Consider the following 16557-nt stretch of genomic DNA (forward strand, 5'->3'; position numbering starts at 1 on the left):
CGCAGCGCGGGCCCGACGAGCTCCCCGAGCACCCCGAGCACCCCGAGCACCGACCACGCCGTCCCCACGACAGAAGGAACGACACCCGCATGAGCATGACCCCGGAGCAGGCCACCCGGTTCGCCGACGTCGCCGGCCGCATCGTGTCGAACGTCGAGCAGGTGCTCCTCGGCAAGACGTTCGTGATCCGGCTCGCCGTCACCGCGATGCTCAGCGAGGGACACCTGCTGCTCGAGGACGTCCCGGGCACCGGCAAGACCAGCCTGGCGCGCGCCCTCGCCCAGAGCGTGCAGGGGTCGACGAACCGGATCCAGTTCACCCCCGACCTGCTGCCCGGCGACATCAGCGGCATCAGCGTCTACGACCAGCGGGCGCAGGAGTTCGAGTTCCACCGCGGTCCGGTGTTCGCGAACATCGTGCTGGCCGACGAGATCAACCGCGCCAGTCCGAAGACCCAGTCCGCCCTGCTCGAGGCGATGGAGGAGTCCGCCGTCACCGTCGACGGAGTCACCCACCGACTGGCGCAGCCGTTCATGGTCGTCGCGACGCAGAACCCGATCGAACAGGCTGGGACCTACCGCCTGCCCGAGGCACAGCTCGACCGCTTCCTCATGAAGACGTCCATCGGCTACCCGGACCACGCGGCGACCGTCCGGATCCTCGAGACGTCCGCGGCGCCGTCCGCCGCCGTCCCGGTCGCGAGCGTCGTCCCCGCCGCGACCGTCACCGAGATGGCGGCACTCGCCCGCACCGTGCACGTCGACCCCGTCATCGCCGACTACGTCGCGCGACTCGTGGACGGCACCCGCGCCGCCGACGAGGTCCGACTCGGTGTCAGCGTCCGCGGCGCGATGGGCCTGATGCGGGCCAGCCGCGTCCTCGCCGCCGTCACCGGACGGCACTACGTCACGCCCGACGACGTGAAGGCCCTCGCCGAGCCGGTCCTCGCCCACCGGATGGTGCTCGACCCGGAGGCCGAGTTCGACGGTGTCAGCGCCTCGAGCGTGGTCGCGCAGCTGCTCGTCGAGACGCCACCGCCGGCCGACCGGGTCCCACGGTGACGGACCGCCGTCCCGCCGACACGCGGTCCCGTCGTCCCGTCGCGACGCGGTCGCGTCGTTCGGGCGTGCAGGAGCGTACCGGGACGGTCGCCGGCCTCACCAACGTCCGGACCCGCCTCGTCGGTGACCGTGAGGACGTCGCCGCCGACGCGATGGTCGGCGTGGTCCGCGCCTGGCGCTCGCTCGGGAGGCTCGTCCGCCGTGCCGGGGGCGAGGTCGCGTCCGTCGTGACGCCCCTCGGGTGGATCGTGGCCGTCCTGACGGTCGTCGCGTTCGTCGCCGGGTACCGCGCCGGGCTCCGGGAGGTCGTGGTCGTCGGGTGGGCGGGAGCGGTCCTCGTCGTGGTGGCGGCGATCGCCCTCCTCGGCCGGTCCCGCCTGCTCATCCGGATGACCCCACCGCAGCACCGCGTGGTGGTGGGGGACGACGCCGGCGTGACCATCACCGCGGAGAACCCCACGCGCCTCCCGACCGTCCCGACGACGGTGGAGGTGCCGGTCGGCACCGGGCTCGTCGACGTGACGATCCCCACGGTGGCGCCCCGCGGCACCTTCGAACAGTACGTCGCGGTCCCGACCGTCCGCCGTGGCGTGCTCGACGTCGGACCGGTGACGGGCGTGCGAGCCGACCCCGTCGGCCTGGTGCGTCGCGAGGTCGTCTGGACCGCTCGCGAGCAGGTGATCGTGCACCCGCGGACGATCGCGATCCCGTCGACGAGCACCGGGCTGGTCCGCGACCTCGAGGGGCAGGCGACGACCGACCTCTCGCCGGCCGACATCGCCTTCCACGCGATCCGCGAGTACATGCCGGGCGACGACCCCCGGACGATCCACTGGAAGTCGACCGCCAAGACCGGGGCCTTCATGGTGCGGCAGTTCGAGGACACCCGGCGCTCACACCTCGTCGTCGCACTCGGCATCGCCCGCGCCGAGTTCGCGGACGACGACGAGTTCGAGCTCGCGGTCAGCGTCGCCGCGTCCCTCGGCGCCCGTGCCGTCCGGGACGGCCGCGAGGTCACCGTCGTCGTCTCGGAACGCACCCCGGAGTTCGCCAAGCGTGCCGTCCGCGCCGTGCGTCCGCTGCCGACCGTCACCCCGACCCGCCTGCTCGACGCGTTCGCCCGCGTGGGGCTGGCCGACGCCTGTCTGCCGATCACCGAGGTCGCGCGCATCGCCGGTCGGGACACCCCCGGCATCTCCGTCGCGTTCCTGGTCGTCGGTTCGACCGTCGCGGTGCCGGCCCTCCGCCTCGCCGCCTCGCGGTTCCCCGTCGGGGTCGAGGTCGTCGCCGTCGTCTGCGAACCGGAGGCCGTGCCTCGGTCCGTCCGGGTCGGCGCGTTGACGGTCATGACCGTCGGGTACCTCGAGGACCTCCGCCACGCCCTGCAGCGGTCGGTCAGCGCATGAGCATCGACGAGCGCCGGGCCCCGCGCCCGACACCGCACGCCGGGCCCCGGTCGGGGGCACGAGCTGCCCGCCGACGCCGGGTGTCGCCGCTGCGTCTGGTCGCGGGCACGCTGGCCGTCTGGCTCCTCGTGGCGCTCGCGAGCACGGCCTGGTGGCCGATCCACCGTGACAGCGCGATGGTGGCCGCGGGGGTCACGGCCGTGGTCGTCGGTTCCGTGGTGGCGCTGCTGGGAGCCGGGATGCGCCTCCCGGCCTCGGTCGTGTCGATCGTGACCGTCGTCGGTTTCGCGGCCACCGGCGTGCCCGCTGCCGTGCCCGGCGCGGCGGACGGCCCCCTGCCGACGCTGCCCGGACTGGTCGAGCTCTTCAGCGGAGTCGCCCTCGGGTGGCGGCGCCTCCTGACGATCACCCTGCCGGTCGGGTCGTACGAGGCGCTCCTCGTGCCGTACTTCGTGTCGGTCCTCCTCGTGACGGTCGTCGGCGTGAGCATCGCGACCCGCGCCTCCCGTCCGGAGCTCGCCAGCCTGCCGGCGCTCGCGCTCTTCGTCACCGGCACCGTCTTCGGACCGACGCGGCTCGAGACGTCCGTCTGGCTCGGCGTCCTGCTCGCCGGGGTCGCGCTCGTGTGGGCGCTGACCGTCCGGCACCTCCGGCGCGCGGCGACCGTCGCGGCGACCACCGGAGCCCGCGTGCCGATCGTGCGGGCGGTGGTCCGGCCGGCGCTGGTCGGCACGGCGACGATCGCCGCGGCCGCCGTCGTCGCCACCGGACTCGGTCTCGTCGCGCCCCCGTCGGGAGCGCGCACGGTCGCCCGCACGGACGTCGTGAAGCCCTTCGACCCGCGCGACCAGGTCAGCCCGCTCAGCGGGTTCCGCGCCTACGAGGAGTCCGGCCGAGCCGACGAGCCCCAACTCACCGTCACCGGGTTGCCCGCCGGCGGTTTCGTGCGGATCGCGACCCTGGACACCTACGACGGCGTCGTCTACCGCGTCGGAGGTCCGGACGGCGCTTCGGCGTCCGGGTCCTTCGAGCGGGTCCCGACCGCGGTCGACACCCGCGACGTACGGGGGACCGCCGTCGACGTCGCCGTCACGGTCCAGGGGTACCGGGGGGTCTGGCTGCCCACGGTCGGTGACCTGACGTCGGTCGCGTTCCGCGGACCGGACGCGGACCGTGAGCGGACCGCCTTCTTCTACAACCGCTCCACCGGCACCGCCGCCCTCGTCGACGGGGTGACCGGCCGGACGCGGTACACGTTGTCCGCCGTGGTCCCCGACCAACCGACCCAGGACGAGCTGACCGACGCCCGGCCGGGCGACGCCGCCGTCCCGACACCGCGCGCGGTGCCGGCCGCGGTGCAGGACGCCGTCCGCGCCGACACCGACGCGGACACGAGCGACGGAGCGCAACTGCTCGCCGCGCTGCAGGCGCTGCGGCGCACCGGGTACGTCAGTCACGGCGTCGGTGACGACCGTCCCAGCCGGAGCGGTCACGGTGCCGACCGGATCACGCAGCTCCTCACCGCCGTGCCGATGGTCGGGGACCAGGAGCAGTACGCCGTCGCCGCCGCCCTGATGGCACGGGAGATCGGGTTCCCCGCGCGCGTCGTCCTCGGGTTCACGCCCGGTGGCGACTCGGGGGATCAGGAAGCTGTAGCGACGGGCGGGCGGACCACGTTCCGCGGCCCCGACGTCACCGCCCGGATCGAGGTGGACACGGCGCAGTGGGGCTGGGTCATGCTCGACCCCAACCCGGTCGTCCGGGAGATCCCGGACGAGTCCGACCAGACGCCGCAGCCGGTGACGCGGCCCGAGACCGTCGTGCCGCCGCCCCCGGCCCAACAGCTCGACCAGGACCAGCAGACGCCGCCGCAGGCCGACCGGGACACCCCGCCGACGCAGCCACTGTGGTTGCAGATCCTGCTCGCGGTGTTGCCGTGGGCGCTCGGGGTCCTCGGGCTCCTGGCGCTCGTGCTGCTGCCGATCGCCGCCGTCGTCTCGGCCAAGCGGCTCCGGCGTCGACGGCGCCGTCGAGCACCGGAGGCGCGGGCCCGGGTCGTCGGTGCGTGGGACGAGTACCGGGACGCCCTGCTCGACGGTGGCCACGACGTCGACCCGACAGCCACCCGCCGAGAGGTCGGTCAGGCCGCGCCAGGGGACGCCGGTGCAGCGATCGCGGCCGATGCCGATGCGGCGGTCTTCGGTCCGGCCGACGTCGACCGTGCCGGTGCCGACCGGACGTGGGCGGCGGTGGACGCGGCGATCACCGCACTGCGCGTCGGCCGCGATCGACGTGCCCGGTTCCGTGCGGCGACCTCGCTGCGGTCGTTCCGGTCGTTCCGGTCGTTGCGCTCGTTCCGTCGGTGACGGTGGGCCTGGGTGCTGCGGCTGCCTCCGCTGGCGCGCGGAGACTGCTCTGATCGGCGGTGACTACGATGTCCCGAGGCCGGAAGCACCTCGCGGACGGCCGGACGAGGACAGAGGCACCCTGTGATCAGATGCGAACACTGCGGATCGGCGCTCCCGGACGGAGCGATCTTCTGCGGTGAGTGCGGACGAGCCGTCACGACCTCGGCAGCTCGCCGCACTGCACCCGTCGAAGCCGTGGACCGGTCGACACCGCCGCCGCTGCAGCAGCCCGACGCGCACGGTCGCGCACCGGAGACCGCCGACGACGCGTGGCTCCCCGAGTCCACGCTGGACCCCGCGACCCGGGCCTGGTTGACCGGCGCCGACCGCAGCCGTCCCGCTCCCGAGCCGGACGCGGCGGACCTCACGCCGCGCAGTGCGCCGACCCACGTCCACGGTGCCGGCACGGGTCTCGGCGACTGGACCGGCCGCCCGGCCGCAGCGCAGACGTCGGCAGCCCAGACGTCGGCAGCGCAGGCGCCTGCCGAACCGACGCTCGACCCGGATGCCTTCCCCGCCGAGGACGTCGCACCGCAGGACGACCCGGAGGTCCAGCGCACGGCCGCCTGGGCACCCCCAGAGCGACAGCCCACCGGGCAACAGTCCGCCGGGCAGCAGTCCGCTGACACGGAAGGCACCGGATCCGCCGCCGTCCCGGTCTGGGAACCGCAGGCCACCCCGGCAGCGCCGCCGGCCGGACCGTCCTGGTGGATCGGTCGCGCCCCGTCCGCTGCGGTCACCGACGTGTCCTCCTCGACCGACGCCGACGCCGGCACCCCGGGCGTGCCCGACGCCGGTGCGTTCGACGACGCACCCCGACCCGGCGACACCGCGGCGTTCCAGCCCGTCGTCGAACGCCGCGCGCCCCGCCCCGCTCCGCTCGTGGCGCCGGGAAGCCAGAGCGCGACCTGCCACGTCTGCGGGCACACCCTGGAGCCCGACGACATCTTCTGTGAGGAGTGTGGCTCCGTCCGGCCCGCGGTCACTGCGGCCTTCACCGGTCCGGTGATGCCGCTGCCGCTCACCCGGCCCGACTGGGCGGCCGACGAGGACGCGCTCCGCAGCGCCGTCTCCGACGCACGCGAGCTCACCGACGGCGACGGCGAAGGCGACCACGCTGCCGACGGGTCCGGTGACGACGAACCGGTCGGCGACGAGACCGTTGACGAGCCCGTCGTCGACGGGCCGGTCGTCGACGACGCGGCCTCCGACGAGCCTGAGGCTGACGAGCAGGTGGACGACGAGCACGTTGACGACGAGCCTGCCGGCCAGCCGGAGTCGGACGAACCCGCCGCGGACGAGCTCACCGCTGACGCTCCCGTCGCCGACGAGCCCGAGACGAACTCCGACCGGCAGGAGGACGCCGGAGGCGGCACCGCCGCCGACCAGGAGGCCCACCTCACCTGGGCCGCACCGCTCCCGCCCGTGTCGCCCCGGCCCGTGACGGCACCGCCCACGACGTCGACGGTCGATGATGCACCGGCTGCGGCCCCACTCCCGCCTGTCCCGCACGCCGGAGAGGCTCCCAAGGTCGCTCCGGCCGACGAAGCGCCGGCGGACGCCGCACTCCAGGAAGACGACGACGAGGACGTCGAGGCGACACGCATCGTGTCGCGCAAGCCCGAACACGCCCCGTTCCTGCTGCACTTCAGCACGGGCGAACGCCTCGGCGTGCATGGTTCCGCGCTGCTCGGGCGGCTGCCACGTCCGGAGCCGGAGGAGCACTTCGACGAGCTGCTGACGATCCGCGACCCCGGCAAGTCGGTGTCGAAGACGCACCTGGAACTCGGGCGTGACGGCGACGACCTCTGGGTGTCGGACCGCTACTCGGGCAACGGCACGGTCATCCGCCACATCGACGGGTCGATCCGCCGGTGCGAGCCGGGTCGGCGCTACCGGGTCGAGCGCGGAGCCCGCGTCGACGTGGGGGAGCAGTTCTTCCTGCTGCAGTGACACCGCGGCGCCTTCCTGCACCGTGACGCGCCACCGTCTGGTTCTCCACAGACCGCACGGCGAGCAGGTGGTGAGGGTCTGCTTCCCGATGTGATGGGGGCATGGAACCTCGTGGAGCACGTCGCGCAGCCGTCGTGGTGGCGGTCCTCATCGCCGTCGGGATGCTGGTCGTGCCGGTCGGCAGCGTGCCGGGCCTCTGCGTGGCTGCCGCGGTCTGTCTCCTCGTCGCGGTGCTGGTACGTGCGCCACGAACGGGCGGCGGTCCGGCGGCGGTCGTCATCCCTCCGGCGACCGACGACGGACACGGACGTGGACGAGGACACGGACACGGCATCGGAATCGAGCCCGAACTCGACCCTGAACTCGGCGGGACAGCCGAGCACGACCGGATCCCCGAGGCCGCAGCCGACGGCGCGATCCTGATCGGCCGGACCTCGGGCGGCGCCCTCGTCCGGGCCGACCCGTCCGGCGGCGTCGTCGTCTGTGGCACCGGTGCGCTCGCGCGCGCGGTCTTCACCGGCCTCGTGGACCAGCTCGACGAGTTGCGCGCCAGGCCCGCTGAGCGGAGCACGGTCGACCCGCAGGCCTCGGCGACGTCGCTCCGAGTCGCGGCGGACACCGCTCTGCTCGGGCAGCGGATCGTCCGCAGCGGGATGCCGGACGGGACCTGCGCCGCCGTCCTGCTCGATCCCGAGGGGCACCGGGCCGCCTCGGTGGTGCTCGTGCCGAGCACGACGACCGCACCCCGCTGCTGCACCGCCGTCGTCGACGTGACGCGCTACGGGTGTCGTCTCCGACGACGCCTGGCCGACGGATCCATGGACCCCGTCGGGGTCACGGTGCGTCCGACCTTGCCGTTGCTCGTCGTGCCGGACCGCGCGGCTCCTCGGCCCGACCAGCACCACCCGGACAGCCCTGCGGACGGCCCTGTGGACAGCCCGGTCCTGGTTCAGTGCAGGCCGGCACCAGTGCGGACGGCACCCACCGGCACGCCGCCGCCGAGCACCCGCTCGCCGGTGGCGGCGAGGACCTCGTCGGCGGCCTCGGCATCGACCAGCCCGTTGCGCACCAGGAGCGTCAGCGCTGCCAGGGTGCCGGCACGGAGCGACCCGTCCAGCACCTTGACGGCGACGGCGGGCCCCTGCGGCACACCCATCACCATCACGCCCTCGGCCCCGAGCTTGGCCAGGACGCCGAGCCGTTCGATCGTCACGGTGTTCGCCCGGCCCACGCCGTCGATCGCCCACGCGTTCGCCAGGACGGCGTCGGTCAGCGCAGCGGTGTCGTCGTCTGCCCGGGCGACGACACCGGCGATGCCCCGTGCCAGCCCGGTGAGCGTCAGCGGGAACACCGGCGCGCCACACCCGTCGGTGCCGACGACGTCGACGACCTCGCCGGTGAAGTCCTCGAAGGTGCTGCGGACCGCACGCTGGAGCGGGTGGTCGATCTCCAGGTACGTCGCTGCGTCCCATCCGTGGACGCGGCAGGCGGCGAGCATCCCGGCGTGTTTGCCGGAGCAGTTCATCGCCAGGCGCCGCGGGCCGTCCATACCGCGCGCGGTCTCGCGGTCGAAGGGCAGGTCTGGCGGGCAACCCAGGTCGTCCTCGACGTGGTCGAAGCGTTCGAGCATGCGCAGCGCCAGGGACTGGTGTGACGGGGTCCCGGCGTGACTCGCCGTCGTCATCACGAGCTCGTCCCCGGCGAACAGCGCCCCGGCACGGCGGATCGCGAGTGCCTGGAAGGGCTTCATGGTCGAGCGGGGGTAGATGCTCGCCGTGACGTCCCCGACCGCGTCGACGACGGTGCCGTCCGCGGTGACGACCACCCCCGCGCCGATGTGGCGGCTCTCGTCGAAGCCGGAACGGTCGAGGACCGCCAGCTCGACGGACCCGTCGGCGGTGAGAGGATGACGGTCGGTGCTGGGGGCCACGCTCATGCGGCGAGCCTACCGACCACCGGACCGTTCACCGTGACGAAGGGACCGCCCATGACCGACCACTCCTACGAGGTGTCCGTGCGCTGGACCGGCAACCGGGGGACCGGGACGAGCGGGTACCGCGACTACGGTCGCGACCACGTCATCAGCGCGGCGGGCAAGCCCGACGTCCTCGGCAGCGCCGACCCGACCTTCCGCGGCGACCGCGATCGCTGGAACCCGGAGGAGATGATCCTGGCCGCCCTCAGCCAGTGCCACATGATGAGCTACCTGTACGTCGCGTCGACGCTCGGCATCACGGTGGTCGACTACCAGGACCGCGCGACGGCGAGTCTCGATGTGCACCGCGACGGCTCGGGGGAACTGACCGGGGTCCTCCTCCGGCCCGTCGTGACCATCACGGAGCCCGACCGTGTCGACGACGCCCGCACCGCACACGCCGAGGCGAACCGGCTGTGCTTCATCGCCCGCTCGGTCGCGTTCCCGGTCCACCACGGGGCCGAGATCACCGTCCTCGGAGCCGACGCATCAGTGAGTGCGGCAGGATGACCCGTGTGAAGCGTCTCCGTCTGCTCCCCCTCGCCCTCGTGCCCGCCGTGATCCTCGGCCTCGCGGCCTGCTCCGGTTCCGGCTCGTCGGAACCCTCGGCATCGGCCACCTCCGCCCCGAGCTCGACCCCGACGCCGATCACCTCGTGCCCGAAGCCCGGCACGGCCTCGGACTCCGTGAAGGCCACCGGATCGGTCGGCGGCTCGGCAGCGCCGAAGGTCACGTTCGACAAGGGGCTGACGGCCGACCCGCCGCAGGCCACCCGCGTCGTCAAGGGCTCGGGCGCGTCCCTGTCGAAGGGTGACTTCGTACAGGTCGCCTACACGGCGTACAGCGCGAAGGACGCCAAGAACCTCGTCACGGTCGGCTTCGACCAGGGCAACCCGCAGGTCCTCTCGGTCGGTGGCACCGGCTTCGGCGCCATCCTGTCGTGCGCGAAGGTGGGCGACCGCGTGGCCGTGGTCGGTCAGGCAGCGGCACTCGGCTTCAACACGACCGGCTCCATCGTCGTCGTCGCGGACGTCGTCGAGCAGACGCCGACCAAGTCGACCGGCACGCCGAAGGACCAGGACCCGAAGCTGCCGACCGTCAAGGACGCCGCGAACGGCGAGCCGACGATCACGATCCCCGACACGGCCGCTCCGACGAAGACCACGGCCGAGGTCATCAAGCAGGGCGACGGCGACACGATCAAGGACGGCGACACCGCGCTCGTCCAGTACAAGGGCGTGCTCTACAAGGGCGGCAAGGAGTTCGACTCCTCGTGGTCGAAGGGCTCCCCGACGACCTTCACCATCTCGAACAGCGGTCTGATCCCCGGCTTCGTGAAGGGTCTGGTCGGCCAGAAGGTCGGCTCCCAGGTCATGATCGTCGTCACCCCGGAAGACGGCTACGGTGCCACTCCGCCAGAGGGCTCGGGCGTCCCGGCCAACGCGACCCTGGTGTTCGTGGTCGATCTGCTCGCCAAGGGCTGACCTGCCGGACGGCAAGGGCGGGTGGTGCGTCTCGACGCACCACCCGCCCTTCGTCGTGCGGGGCGCGGCGGCAGCAACGCGCTCCCGGTAGGTTTCCCCCATGAGCCCCAGCACCACCCGCCGCCGTGTCGTCCTCCTCGGCAGCACCGGGTCGATCGGCACGCAGGCCCTCGACGTCATCGAGCGGAACCCCGACCGCTTCGAGGTCGTCGGTCTCACGGCCGGCAGCAACGCGACCGCCCTCGCCGAGCAGGCCGCCCGGTTCGGGGTCCGCGAGACCGCCCTCGGGTCCGCCGACGCCGAACGGTTGGTTCGGAGCGTCGAGGCGGACGTCGTGCTGAACGGCATCACCGGCTCGGTCGGCCTGGGCCCCACCCTCGCGGTCCTCGAGACCGGCGCGACCCTGGCGCTGGCGAACAAGGAGAGCCTGATCGTCGGCGGTCCGCTCGTCCAGGCCGCGGCCGCTCCCGGGCAGATCGTCCCGGTCGACAGCGAACACTCCGCGATCGCGCAGGCGCTGCGCTCCGGCAGCGACGCCGAGGTCGGACGCCTGGTCCTGACCGCCAGCGGTGGTCCGTTCCGCGGCCGCTCCCGCGATGAGTTGGCCGACGTCACGCCGGCGCAGGCGCTGGCCCACCCGACGTGGGACATGGGCCTCGTGGTCACGACGAACTCGGCCACGCTCGTCAACAAGGGACTCGAGGTCATCGAGGCGCACCTGCTGTTCGGCGTCCCCTACGACCGCATCGACGTCACCGTGCACGCGCAGTCGATCGTGCACTCGATGGTCGAGTTCGTCGACGGCTCCACGATCGCGCAGGCCTCGCCACCGGACATGCGCCTGCCGATCGCGCTCGGGATGGCGTGGCCGGACCGTGTGCCGCACGTCGGCGTCCCGCTCGACTGGACGACGGCGAGCACCTGGACGTTCGAGCCGCTGGACACGCAGGCCTTCGGTGCCGTGGACCTCGCCAAGCGTGTCGGTGTCCTCGGCGGGACGTTCCCGGCGGTCTTCAACGCGGCGAACGAGCAGGCCGTCGCCGCGTTCCACGCGGGCGCGATCGGCTTCCTCGACATCGTGGAGACGGTCGCGCGGGTGGTCGACGAGCACACCGCGGGGGAGCCGTCGCTCGACGGTGTCCTCGCCGCGGAGCGGTGGGCGCGGCAGACCGCGGACCGCATCCTGTCGCGCACGGCGTGATCCGCGCCTCCCGGCCGGGAACGCTCACGCGGGCGGCTCCGCCCTCCAGGGCCACACCGCTCGGGAGGCTCACATCACCACCCAGCCCGCGTACGGCTCCGTCATGGCCAGCGTCCCGTACTCTTTGCCGGTGACCGTCGGAACCGTCCTGCTCTTCATCCTCGGCGTCGTCGTCTTCATCATCGGTCTGCTGGTGTCGATCGGCCTCCACGAGCTTGGCCACCTGGCCTTCGCGAAGCTGTTCAACGTCAAGGTGACCCAGTACTCCCTCGGCTTCGGCAAGGCGGTCTGGTCCTTCCGACGTGGCGAGACCGAGTACGGCATCCGTCCGATCCTGCTCGGCGGCTACATCTCGATGGTGGGCATGCTGAAGCCCCGAGCCTCCGGTCGCGAGATCACGAACACCGGCATGTACTCGGCCTTCGTGCAGGACGCCCGGGCGGCCAGTGCGGAGCAGATCGCCGAGTCGGGTGGCGACGACTCGCGGGCGTTCTACCGGTTGACGCCGTGGAAGCGGATCATCGTGATGGTCGCCGGTCCGGCGATGAACCTGGTGATCGGCATCGTCCTGTTCGGGATCCTGCTCGTCGGGTTCGGCGCGCCGACCACGACCTTCACCTCGAGTGTGGACTGCGTCCTGCCGACAAGCGCGCGGACGACGTGCGCCGACGGTGACGCCGTCTCGCCCGCGAAGGAGGCCGGACTCCGGTCCGGCGACGTCGTCCTGTCCGTCGGTGGCGTGCGGAACCCGACCATCACGCAGGTCTCGGACACGTTCCAGCGGTCCGCCGGCAAGGCCGTCCCGGTCGTCGTCGAGCGTGACGGCACCGAGCGCACCCTCCGCGTCACGCCGGCACTCGCCACCCGCGACGTCTACACGGCCGACGGGACGGTCGCGAAGAACAGCGACGGCACGACGAAGACCCAGCGGGTGGGTGTGGTCGGCGTCAGCATCGGGCAGACGCTGGTCCGGCAGTCCCCGGCGGCGGTGCTGCCCGCGACGGGCGCCCAGATCGGCGCGTCGGCGCACCTCATCATCGATCTGCCGCAGCGCCTGGTGGCGGTCTGGAACGCGGCCTTCGGTTCGCAGGCCCGCTCGCAGGACAGCCCGGTGTCGGTCGTCGGGGTCGGCCGGGCGATCGGGACCGTCTCGTCGATGAGCGGCGTGCCCGTGGTGGACAAGGTGTACACGATCCTCGGACTGCTGGCGTCGCTGAACATCGGTCTGTTCGTGCTCAACATGGTGCCGCTCCTGCCGCTCGACGGCGGGCACATCGCGGGCGCCCTGTGGGAGGCCGTGAAACGCCGGACCTTCCGCCTGTTCGGCAAGGCCGACCCGGGTCCGATCGATCTGGCGAAGACGATGCCGCTGACGATGGTCGTCGTCGTGCTGCTCGCCGGCATGAGCGCGCTCCTCATCTACGCGGACATCGTCCGGCCGGTCAACCTGTTCGGGTAGCAGGCACGGGCTCTTCGGGGAGCAGACACCGGATCTGCAGGGAGCCCGCACCGGCGTCCTCGCGCACTACGCTCACCCCATGAGCGCAGACCCGACGGCCCCGCAGAAGCCCGTCGCCGACCGGGCCGGAGCAGGCCAGACCGGAATCGGCCAGACCGGAATCGGCCAGACCGGAGCAGGCCAGACCCGTGCCGTCGAGCGACAGGGCATCGACGTCATCGCCGAGTCGGAACGCAAGGGCCGACCGCGCGGGCTGTTCTGGCCGTGGTTCGCCGCGAACATCTCGGTGCTCGGTCTGGCGTACGGCTCGTTCGTCCTCGACTTCGGGATCTCCCTGGCACAGGCCACGTTGGTCTCGGTGGTCGGCGTCGTCTTCTCGTTCCTGCTGTGCGGGATCGTCGCGATCGCGGGCAAGCGGGGGTCTGCTCCGACGATGGTCCTCAGTCGTGCGGCGTTCGGTGTGCACGGCAACCGGCTGCCGTCGTTCCTCAGCTGGGTCCTCACGGTCGGGTGGGAGACCGCGCTGGCCGCCCTCGCCGTGCTGGCGACATCGACCGTGTTCCAGGCGCTCGGGTGGGACGACGGCGTCCTGACGAAGCTCGTCGCCCTGGTGGTCGTCGCGGCACTCGTGGTCGGCGCGGGCATCGCCGGCTTCGACGTGATCATGCGGATGCAGGCCTGGATCACCGTCGTCACGGGTGTTCTGACCGTCGTCTACGTGGTGCTGGCGTTCCCCTCGATCGACTTCGGCACGCTCGCCGCGCTGCCGTCCGGCAGCGCACAGAACGTGATCGGTGCCCTGGTGCTCGTGATGACGGGCTTCGGTCTCGGCTGGGTGAACGCGGCGGCGGACTACTCGCGCTACCTGCCCCGCTCGTCCTCGACCGGCGGCGTGGTCGGATGGACGACGTTCGGCGGGGCACTGGCACCCGCGGTCCTGGTGGTCATCGGCGTGATGCTGGCCGGATCGTCGAAGGAGCTGCACGGTGCGATCTCCGCCGATCCGATCGGTGCCCTGGTGACGGTGATGCCGACCTGGTTCCTCGTGCCCTTCGCGGTCGTCGCGATCCTGGGCCTCGTCGGTGGGGCCGTCCTCGACATCTACTCCTCGGGCCTGGCGCTCCTCAGCGCCGGCGTCCGGATCCCACGACCGGTCGCGGCCGGGGTCGACGGGGTGCTCATGGTCGCCGGAGCTGTGTTCGTGGTGTTCTTCGCGACCGACTTCATCGGACCGTTCCAGGCGTTCCTCATCACCCTGGGCGTGCCGATCGCGGCGTGGTGCGGAGTGTTCGTCGCCGACGTCCTGCTCCGCCGTCGCGCCTACGCCGAGGACGAGCTCGACAGTCCGCGCGGCCGCTACGGCAGCGTGCGGTGGGCCGCGATCGCGCTCGTCGTCGTCGGTTCGGTGCTCGGGTGGGGGCTCGTGACGAACTCCACGCCCGGCGCCGAGCTCGTGCACTGGCAGGGCTTCCTGCTCGGCCCGTTCGGTCTCGGCGGGGTGTCCGGTCCGTGGGCGTACGCGAACCTCGGGGTCCTGGTGGCGCTGGTCGTCGGGTTCCTCGGAACGCTGCTGCTCGGCGGTCGGGCGGTCCGTCGCCAGGAGGCCCTGCCGGTCACCGAGCCGGTGTCCCGGGTACCGGACGCGGAGCTCCGCCCGTGACCGCGTCGGTCGGCACGGTCGACGATGCCGGCACGGGCGACGGTGTCGACACGGCGGGTGCCTGGTTGGTCGTCATCGACATGCAGCGGGTCTTCACCGGCGACAGCCCCTGGGCCGCGCCACGGTTCGCCGGAGCGTCGGCGGCGATCGAACGGCTCCTGCCACGGTTCCGTGGCCGCACCGTCCTCACCCGGTTCGTCGCTCCCGCCCAGCCGACCGGAGCGTGGGTGCCGTACTACCGCGACTGGCCGTTCGCGCTCGTCCCCGACGAGGACGACCTGTACGCACTCACCGAGCCGTTCGCCGCACTCGCGGCAGGCGACCTGCCGGCGGTGGGAGCCGTCCCCGTCGTGACCGAGCCGACCTTCGGGAAGTGGGGGACGAGCCTCCAGGCCGTGACCGGCAGCGGAGCGGACACACACCTCGTGCTGACGGGTGTCTCGACGGACTGCTGCGTCCTGTCGACCGCCCTGGCGGCAGCGGACGCCGGCGTCCGGGTCACGGTCGTCGCCGACGCGGGTGCCGGCGCGAGCGACGCCGACCACGTCCGGGCACTCGACGCAATGCGTCTCTACGCCCCGCTCATCACGGTCGTCGACACGCTCTGACACGGGTCTGACCGTCGCCGCGATCCTGGGCACCAGCCGAGCCTGAGTCCCCGCGGACCGCGCTGTCCGGACGAGCGCGTAGAGTTCGGGACGTGCCCGCAGTGAACCTCGGAATGCCGAAGGCCCCCGAAACCCTGGCCCCTCGTCGCAAGTCCCGGCAGATCCGGGTCGGCAAGGTCCTGGTCGGTGGCGACGCCCCCGTGTCCGTGCAGTCGATGACCACGACGCCGACCACGAACATCAACGCGACCCTGCAGCAGATCGCCGAACTGACCGCCTCCGGCTGTGACATCGTCCGTGTCGCCGTGCCGAGTCAGGACGACGCCGACGCGCTGCCGATCATCGCGAAGAAGTCCCAGATCCCGGTGATCGCGGACATCCACTTCCAGCCGAAGTACGTCTTCCAGGCCATCGACGCCGGGTGTGCCGCGGTCCGTGTGAACCCGGGCAACATCCGGAAGTTCGACGACCAGGTCGGTGCCATCGCCGCGGCTGCCAAGGCCGCCGGCGTCAGCCTGCGCATCGGCGTGAACGCCGGGTCGCTCGAGCCGAGCCTCATGCAGAAGTACGGCAAGGCCACCCCCGAAGCGCTCGTCGAGTCGGCCGTGTGGGAAGCCTCCCTGTTCGAGGAGCACGACTTCCACGACTTCAAGATCTCGGTCAAGCACAACGACCCGGTCATCATGGTCAAGGCCTACCGTCAGCTCGCCGAGCGTGGCGACTGGCCGCTGCACCTCGGCGTGACCGAGGCCGGCCCGGAGTTCCAGGGCACCATCAAGAGCGCCACGGCGTTCGGCATCCTGCTCGGCGAGGGCATCGGCGACACCATCCGCGTGTCCCTGTCGGCCCCGCCCGCGCAAGAGGTGAAGGTCGGTCTGCAGATCCTGCAGTCGCTGAACCTCCGCGAACGCAAGCTCGAGATCGTCTCCTGCCCCAGCTGTGGCCGTGCGCAGGTCGACGTCTACCAGCTGGCCAACGACGTCACCTCGGGTCTCGAGGGCATGACCGTGCCGCTGCGCGTCGCCGTGATGGGCTGTGTCGTGAACGGTCCGGGCGAAGCGCGTGAGGCCGACCTCGGCGTCGCCTCCGGCAACGGCAAGGGCCAGATCTTCGTGAAGGGGCAGGTCGTCAAGACCGTCCCCGAGTCCGAGATCGTCCAGACGCTCATCGACGAGGCCAACCGCATCGCCGACGAGATGGGCCCGGCAGCCGGCACCGGCAAGCCGCTGGTCGTCACCTCGTAAGGGTCGGTGGTCGCTCGCGACCCCATGCCGGACGGGGGGGGCCCGGGGGCCCCCCCCCCCCGCGGCCCCCCCCGGCGCGCCCCCCCCCCCCCCCCCCC

12 protein-coding genes and 1 pseudogene are annotated in these 16557 nt (G+C 72.5%); 12 read left to right on the forward strand and 1 reads right to left on the reverse strand.

All coding sequences use genetic code 11. The features are described from left to right. Window positions 1-89: 89 nt before the first annotated feature. The 5 genes and pseudogenes from QCD68_RS02810 to QCD68_RS02825 all read left to right on the forward strand — a co-directional run bounded on the left by QCD68_RS02810 (window position 90) and on the right by QCD68_RS02825 (window position 6828). Window positions 90-1061, forward strand: coding sequence for an AAA family ATPase (locus QCD68_RS02810; protein ID WP_111073611.1), 972 nt, complete (start codon window positions 90-92; stop codon window positions 1059-1061). Between the two features lie 65 nt (window positions 1062-1126). Further along, window positions 1127-2467, forward strand: coding sequence for a DUF58 domain-containing protein (locus QCD68_RS02815; protein ID WP_301221932.1), 1341 nt, complete (start codon window positions 1127-1129; stop codon window positions 2465-2467). Continuing rightward, window positions 2464-4833 (forward strand): DUF3488 and transglutaminase-like domain-containing protein, encoded by a 2370-nt coding sequence (locus QCD68_RS02820; RefSeq protein WP_301221933.1) that lies wholly within the window; start codon window positions 2464-2466, stop codon window positions 4831-4833. Before QCD68_RS02815 ends, QCD68_RS02820 begins: the two co-directional genes overlap by 4 nt. Window positions 4834-4956: 123 nt before the next feature. Beyond that, a pseudogene (locus QCD68_RS17470) lies at window positions 4957-5025 on the forward strand (zinc-ribbon domain-containing protein); the annotation flags it as partial. Window positions 5026-5070: 45 nt separating this feature from the next. Next, on the forward strand, window positions 5071-6828 hold the full coding sequence (locus QCD68_RS02825) for an FHA domain-containing protein (RefSeq protein WP_301221934.1): 1758 nt from the start codon (window positions 5071-5073) through the stop codon (window positions 6826-6828). A 949-nt stretch (window positions 6829-7777) separates the two neighbouring features. Here the strand turns inward: QCD68_RS02825 and QCD68_RS02830 are convergent. Beyond that, complete coding sequence (locus tag QCD68_RS02830; protein WP_301221935.1) at window positions 7778-8764, reverse strand: asparaginase; 987 nt, start codon at window positions 8762-8764, stop codon at window positions 7778-7780. A 51-nt stretch (window positions 8765-8815) separates the two neighbouring features. Here QCD68_RS02830 and QCD68_RS02835 point away from each other — a divergent pair, with 51 nt between their 5' ends. From QCD68_RS02835 to ispG, 7 genes are all read left to right on the forward strand, one after another. Further along, window positions 8816-9313 carry an OsmC family protein gene (locus QCD68_RS02835; protein ID WP_301221936.1) on the forward strand — a complete coding sequence of 166 codons (498 nt, stop codon included), beginning with the start codon at window positions 8816-8818 and terminating at the stop codon, window positions 9311-9313. 5 nt (window positions 9314-9318) lie between these two features. Next, complete coding sequence (locus QCD68_RS02840) at window positions 9319-10287, forward strand: FKBP-type peptidyl-prolyl cis-trans isomerase (protein ID WP_301221937.1); 969 nt, start codon at window positions 9319-9321, stop codon at window positions 10285-10287. A gap of 100 nt (window positions 10288-10387) precedes the next feature. Further along, window positions 10388-11488: a 1-deoxy-D-xylulose-5-phosphate reductoisomerase gene (gene dxr, locus QCD68_RS02845; RefSeq protein WP_301221938.1), complete on the forward strand. Its 1101-nt coding sequence runs from the start codon at window positions 10388-10390 to the stop codon at window positions 11486-11488. A 130-nt stretch (window positions 11489-11618) separates the two neighbouring features. After that, window positions 11619-12947 (forward strand): M50 family metallopeptidase, encoded by a 1329-nt coding sequence (locus QCD68_RS02850; protein WP_290158048.1) that lies wholly within the window; start codon window positions 11619-11621, stop codon window positions 12945-12947. Window positions 12948-13026: 79 nt separating this feature from the next. Beyond that, a complete protein-coding gene (locus tag QCD68_RS02855) occupies window positions 13027-14607 on the forward strand; it encodes a purine-cytosine permease family protein (RefSeq protein WP_301221939.1) in 1581 nt (526 codons plus the stop codon). After that, the gene (locus tag QCD68_RS02860; protein ID WP_367316822.1) at window positions 14604-15215 is read left to right on the forward strand and encodes a cysteine hydrolase family protein; all 612 of its coding nucleotides are present in this window, start codon (window positions 14604-14606) and stop codon (window positions 15213-15215) included. Before QCD68_RS02855 ends, QCD68_RS02860 begins: the two co-directional genes overlap by 4 nt. A gap of 113 nt (window positions 15216-15328) precedes the next feature. Beyond that, the gene (gene ispG, locus QCD68_RS02865) at window positions 15329-16459 is read left to right on the forward strand and encodes a flavodoxin-dependent (E)-4-hydroxy-3-methylbut-2-enyl-diphosphate synthase (protein WP_221850379.1); all 1131 of its coding nucleotides are present in this window, start codon (window positions 15329-15331) and stop codon (window positions 16457-16459) included. Window positions 16460-16557 lie beyond the last annotated feature (98 nt).

Origin of the sequence: Curtobacterium sp. PsM8, assembly GCF_030433875.1 — a bacterium.
GTDB lineage: Bacteria > Actinomycetota > Actinomycetes > Actinomycetales > Microbacteriaceae > Curtobacterium.

What these genes read in the sequence shown, in the direction of transcription:
- QCD68_RS02810 (WP_111073611.1), top strand. Translation starts at nt 90, where the DNA reads ATGAGCATGACCCCGGAGCAGGCCACCCGGTTCGCCGACGTCGCCGGC.
- QCD68_RS02820 (WP_301221933.1), top strand. Translation starts at nt 2,464, where the DNA reads ATGAGCATCGACGAGCGCCGGGCCCCGCGCCCGACACCGCACGCCGGG.
- QCD68_RS02830 (WP_301221935.1), bottom strand. Translation starts at nt 8,764, where the DNA reads ATGAGCGTGGCCCCCAGCACCGACCGTCATCCTCTCACCGCCGACGGG.
- QCD68_RS02835 (WP_301221936.1), top strand. Translation starts at nt 8,816, where the DNA reads ATGACCGACCACTCCTACGAGGTGTCCGTGCGCTGGACCGGCAACCGG.
- dxr (WP_301221938.1), top strand. Translation starts at nt 10,388, where the DNA reads ATGAGCCCCAGCACCACCCGCCGCCGTGTCGTCCTCCTCGGCAGCACC.
- QCD68_RS02855 (WP_301221939.1), top strand. Translation starts at nt 13,027, where the DNA reads ATGAGCGCAGACCCGACGGCCCCGCAGAAGCCCGTCGCCGACCGGGCC.
- ispG (WP_221850379.1), top strand. Translation starts at nt 15,329, where the DNA reads ATGCCGAAGGCCCCCGAAACCCTGGCCCCTCGTCGCAAGTCCCGGCAG.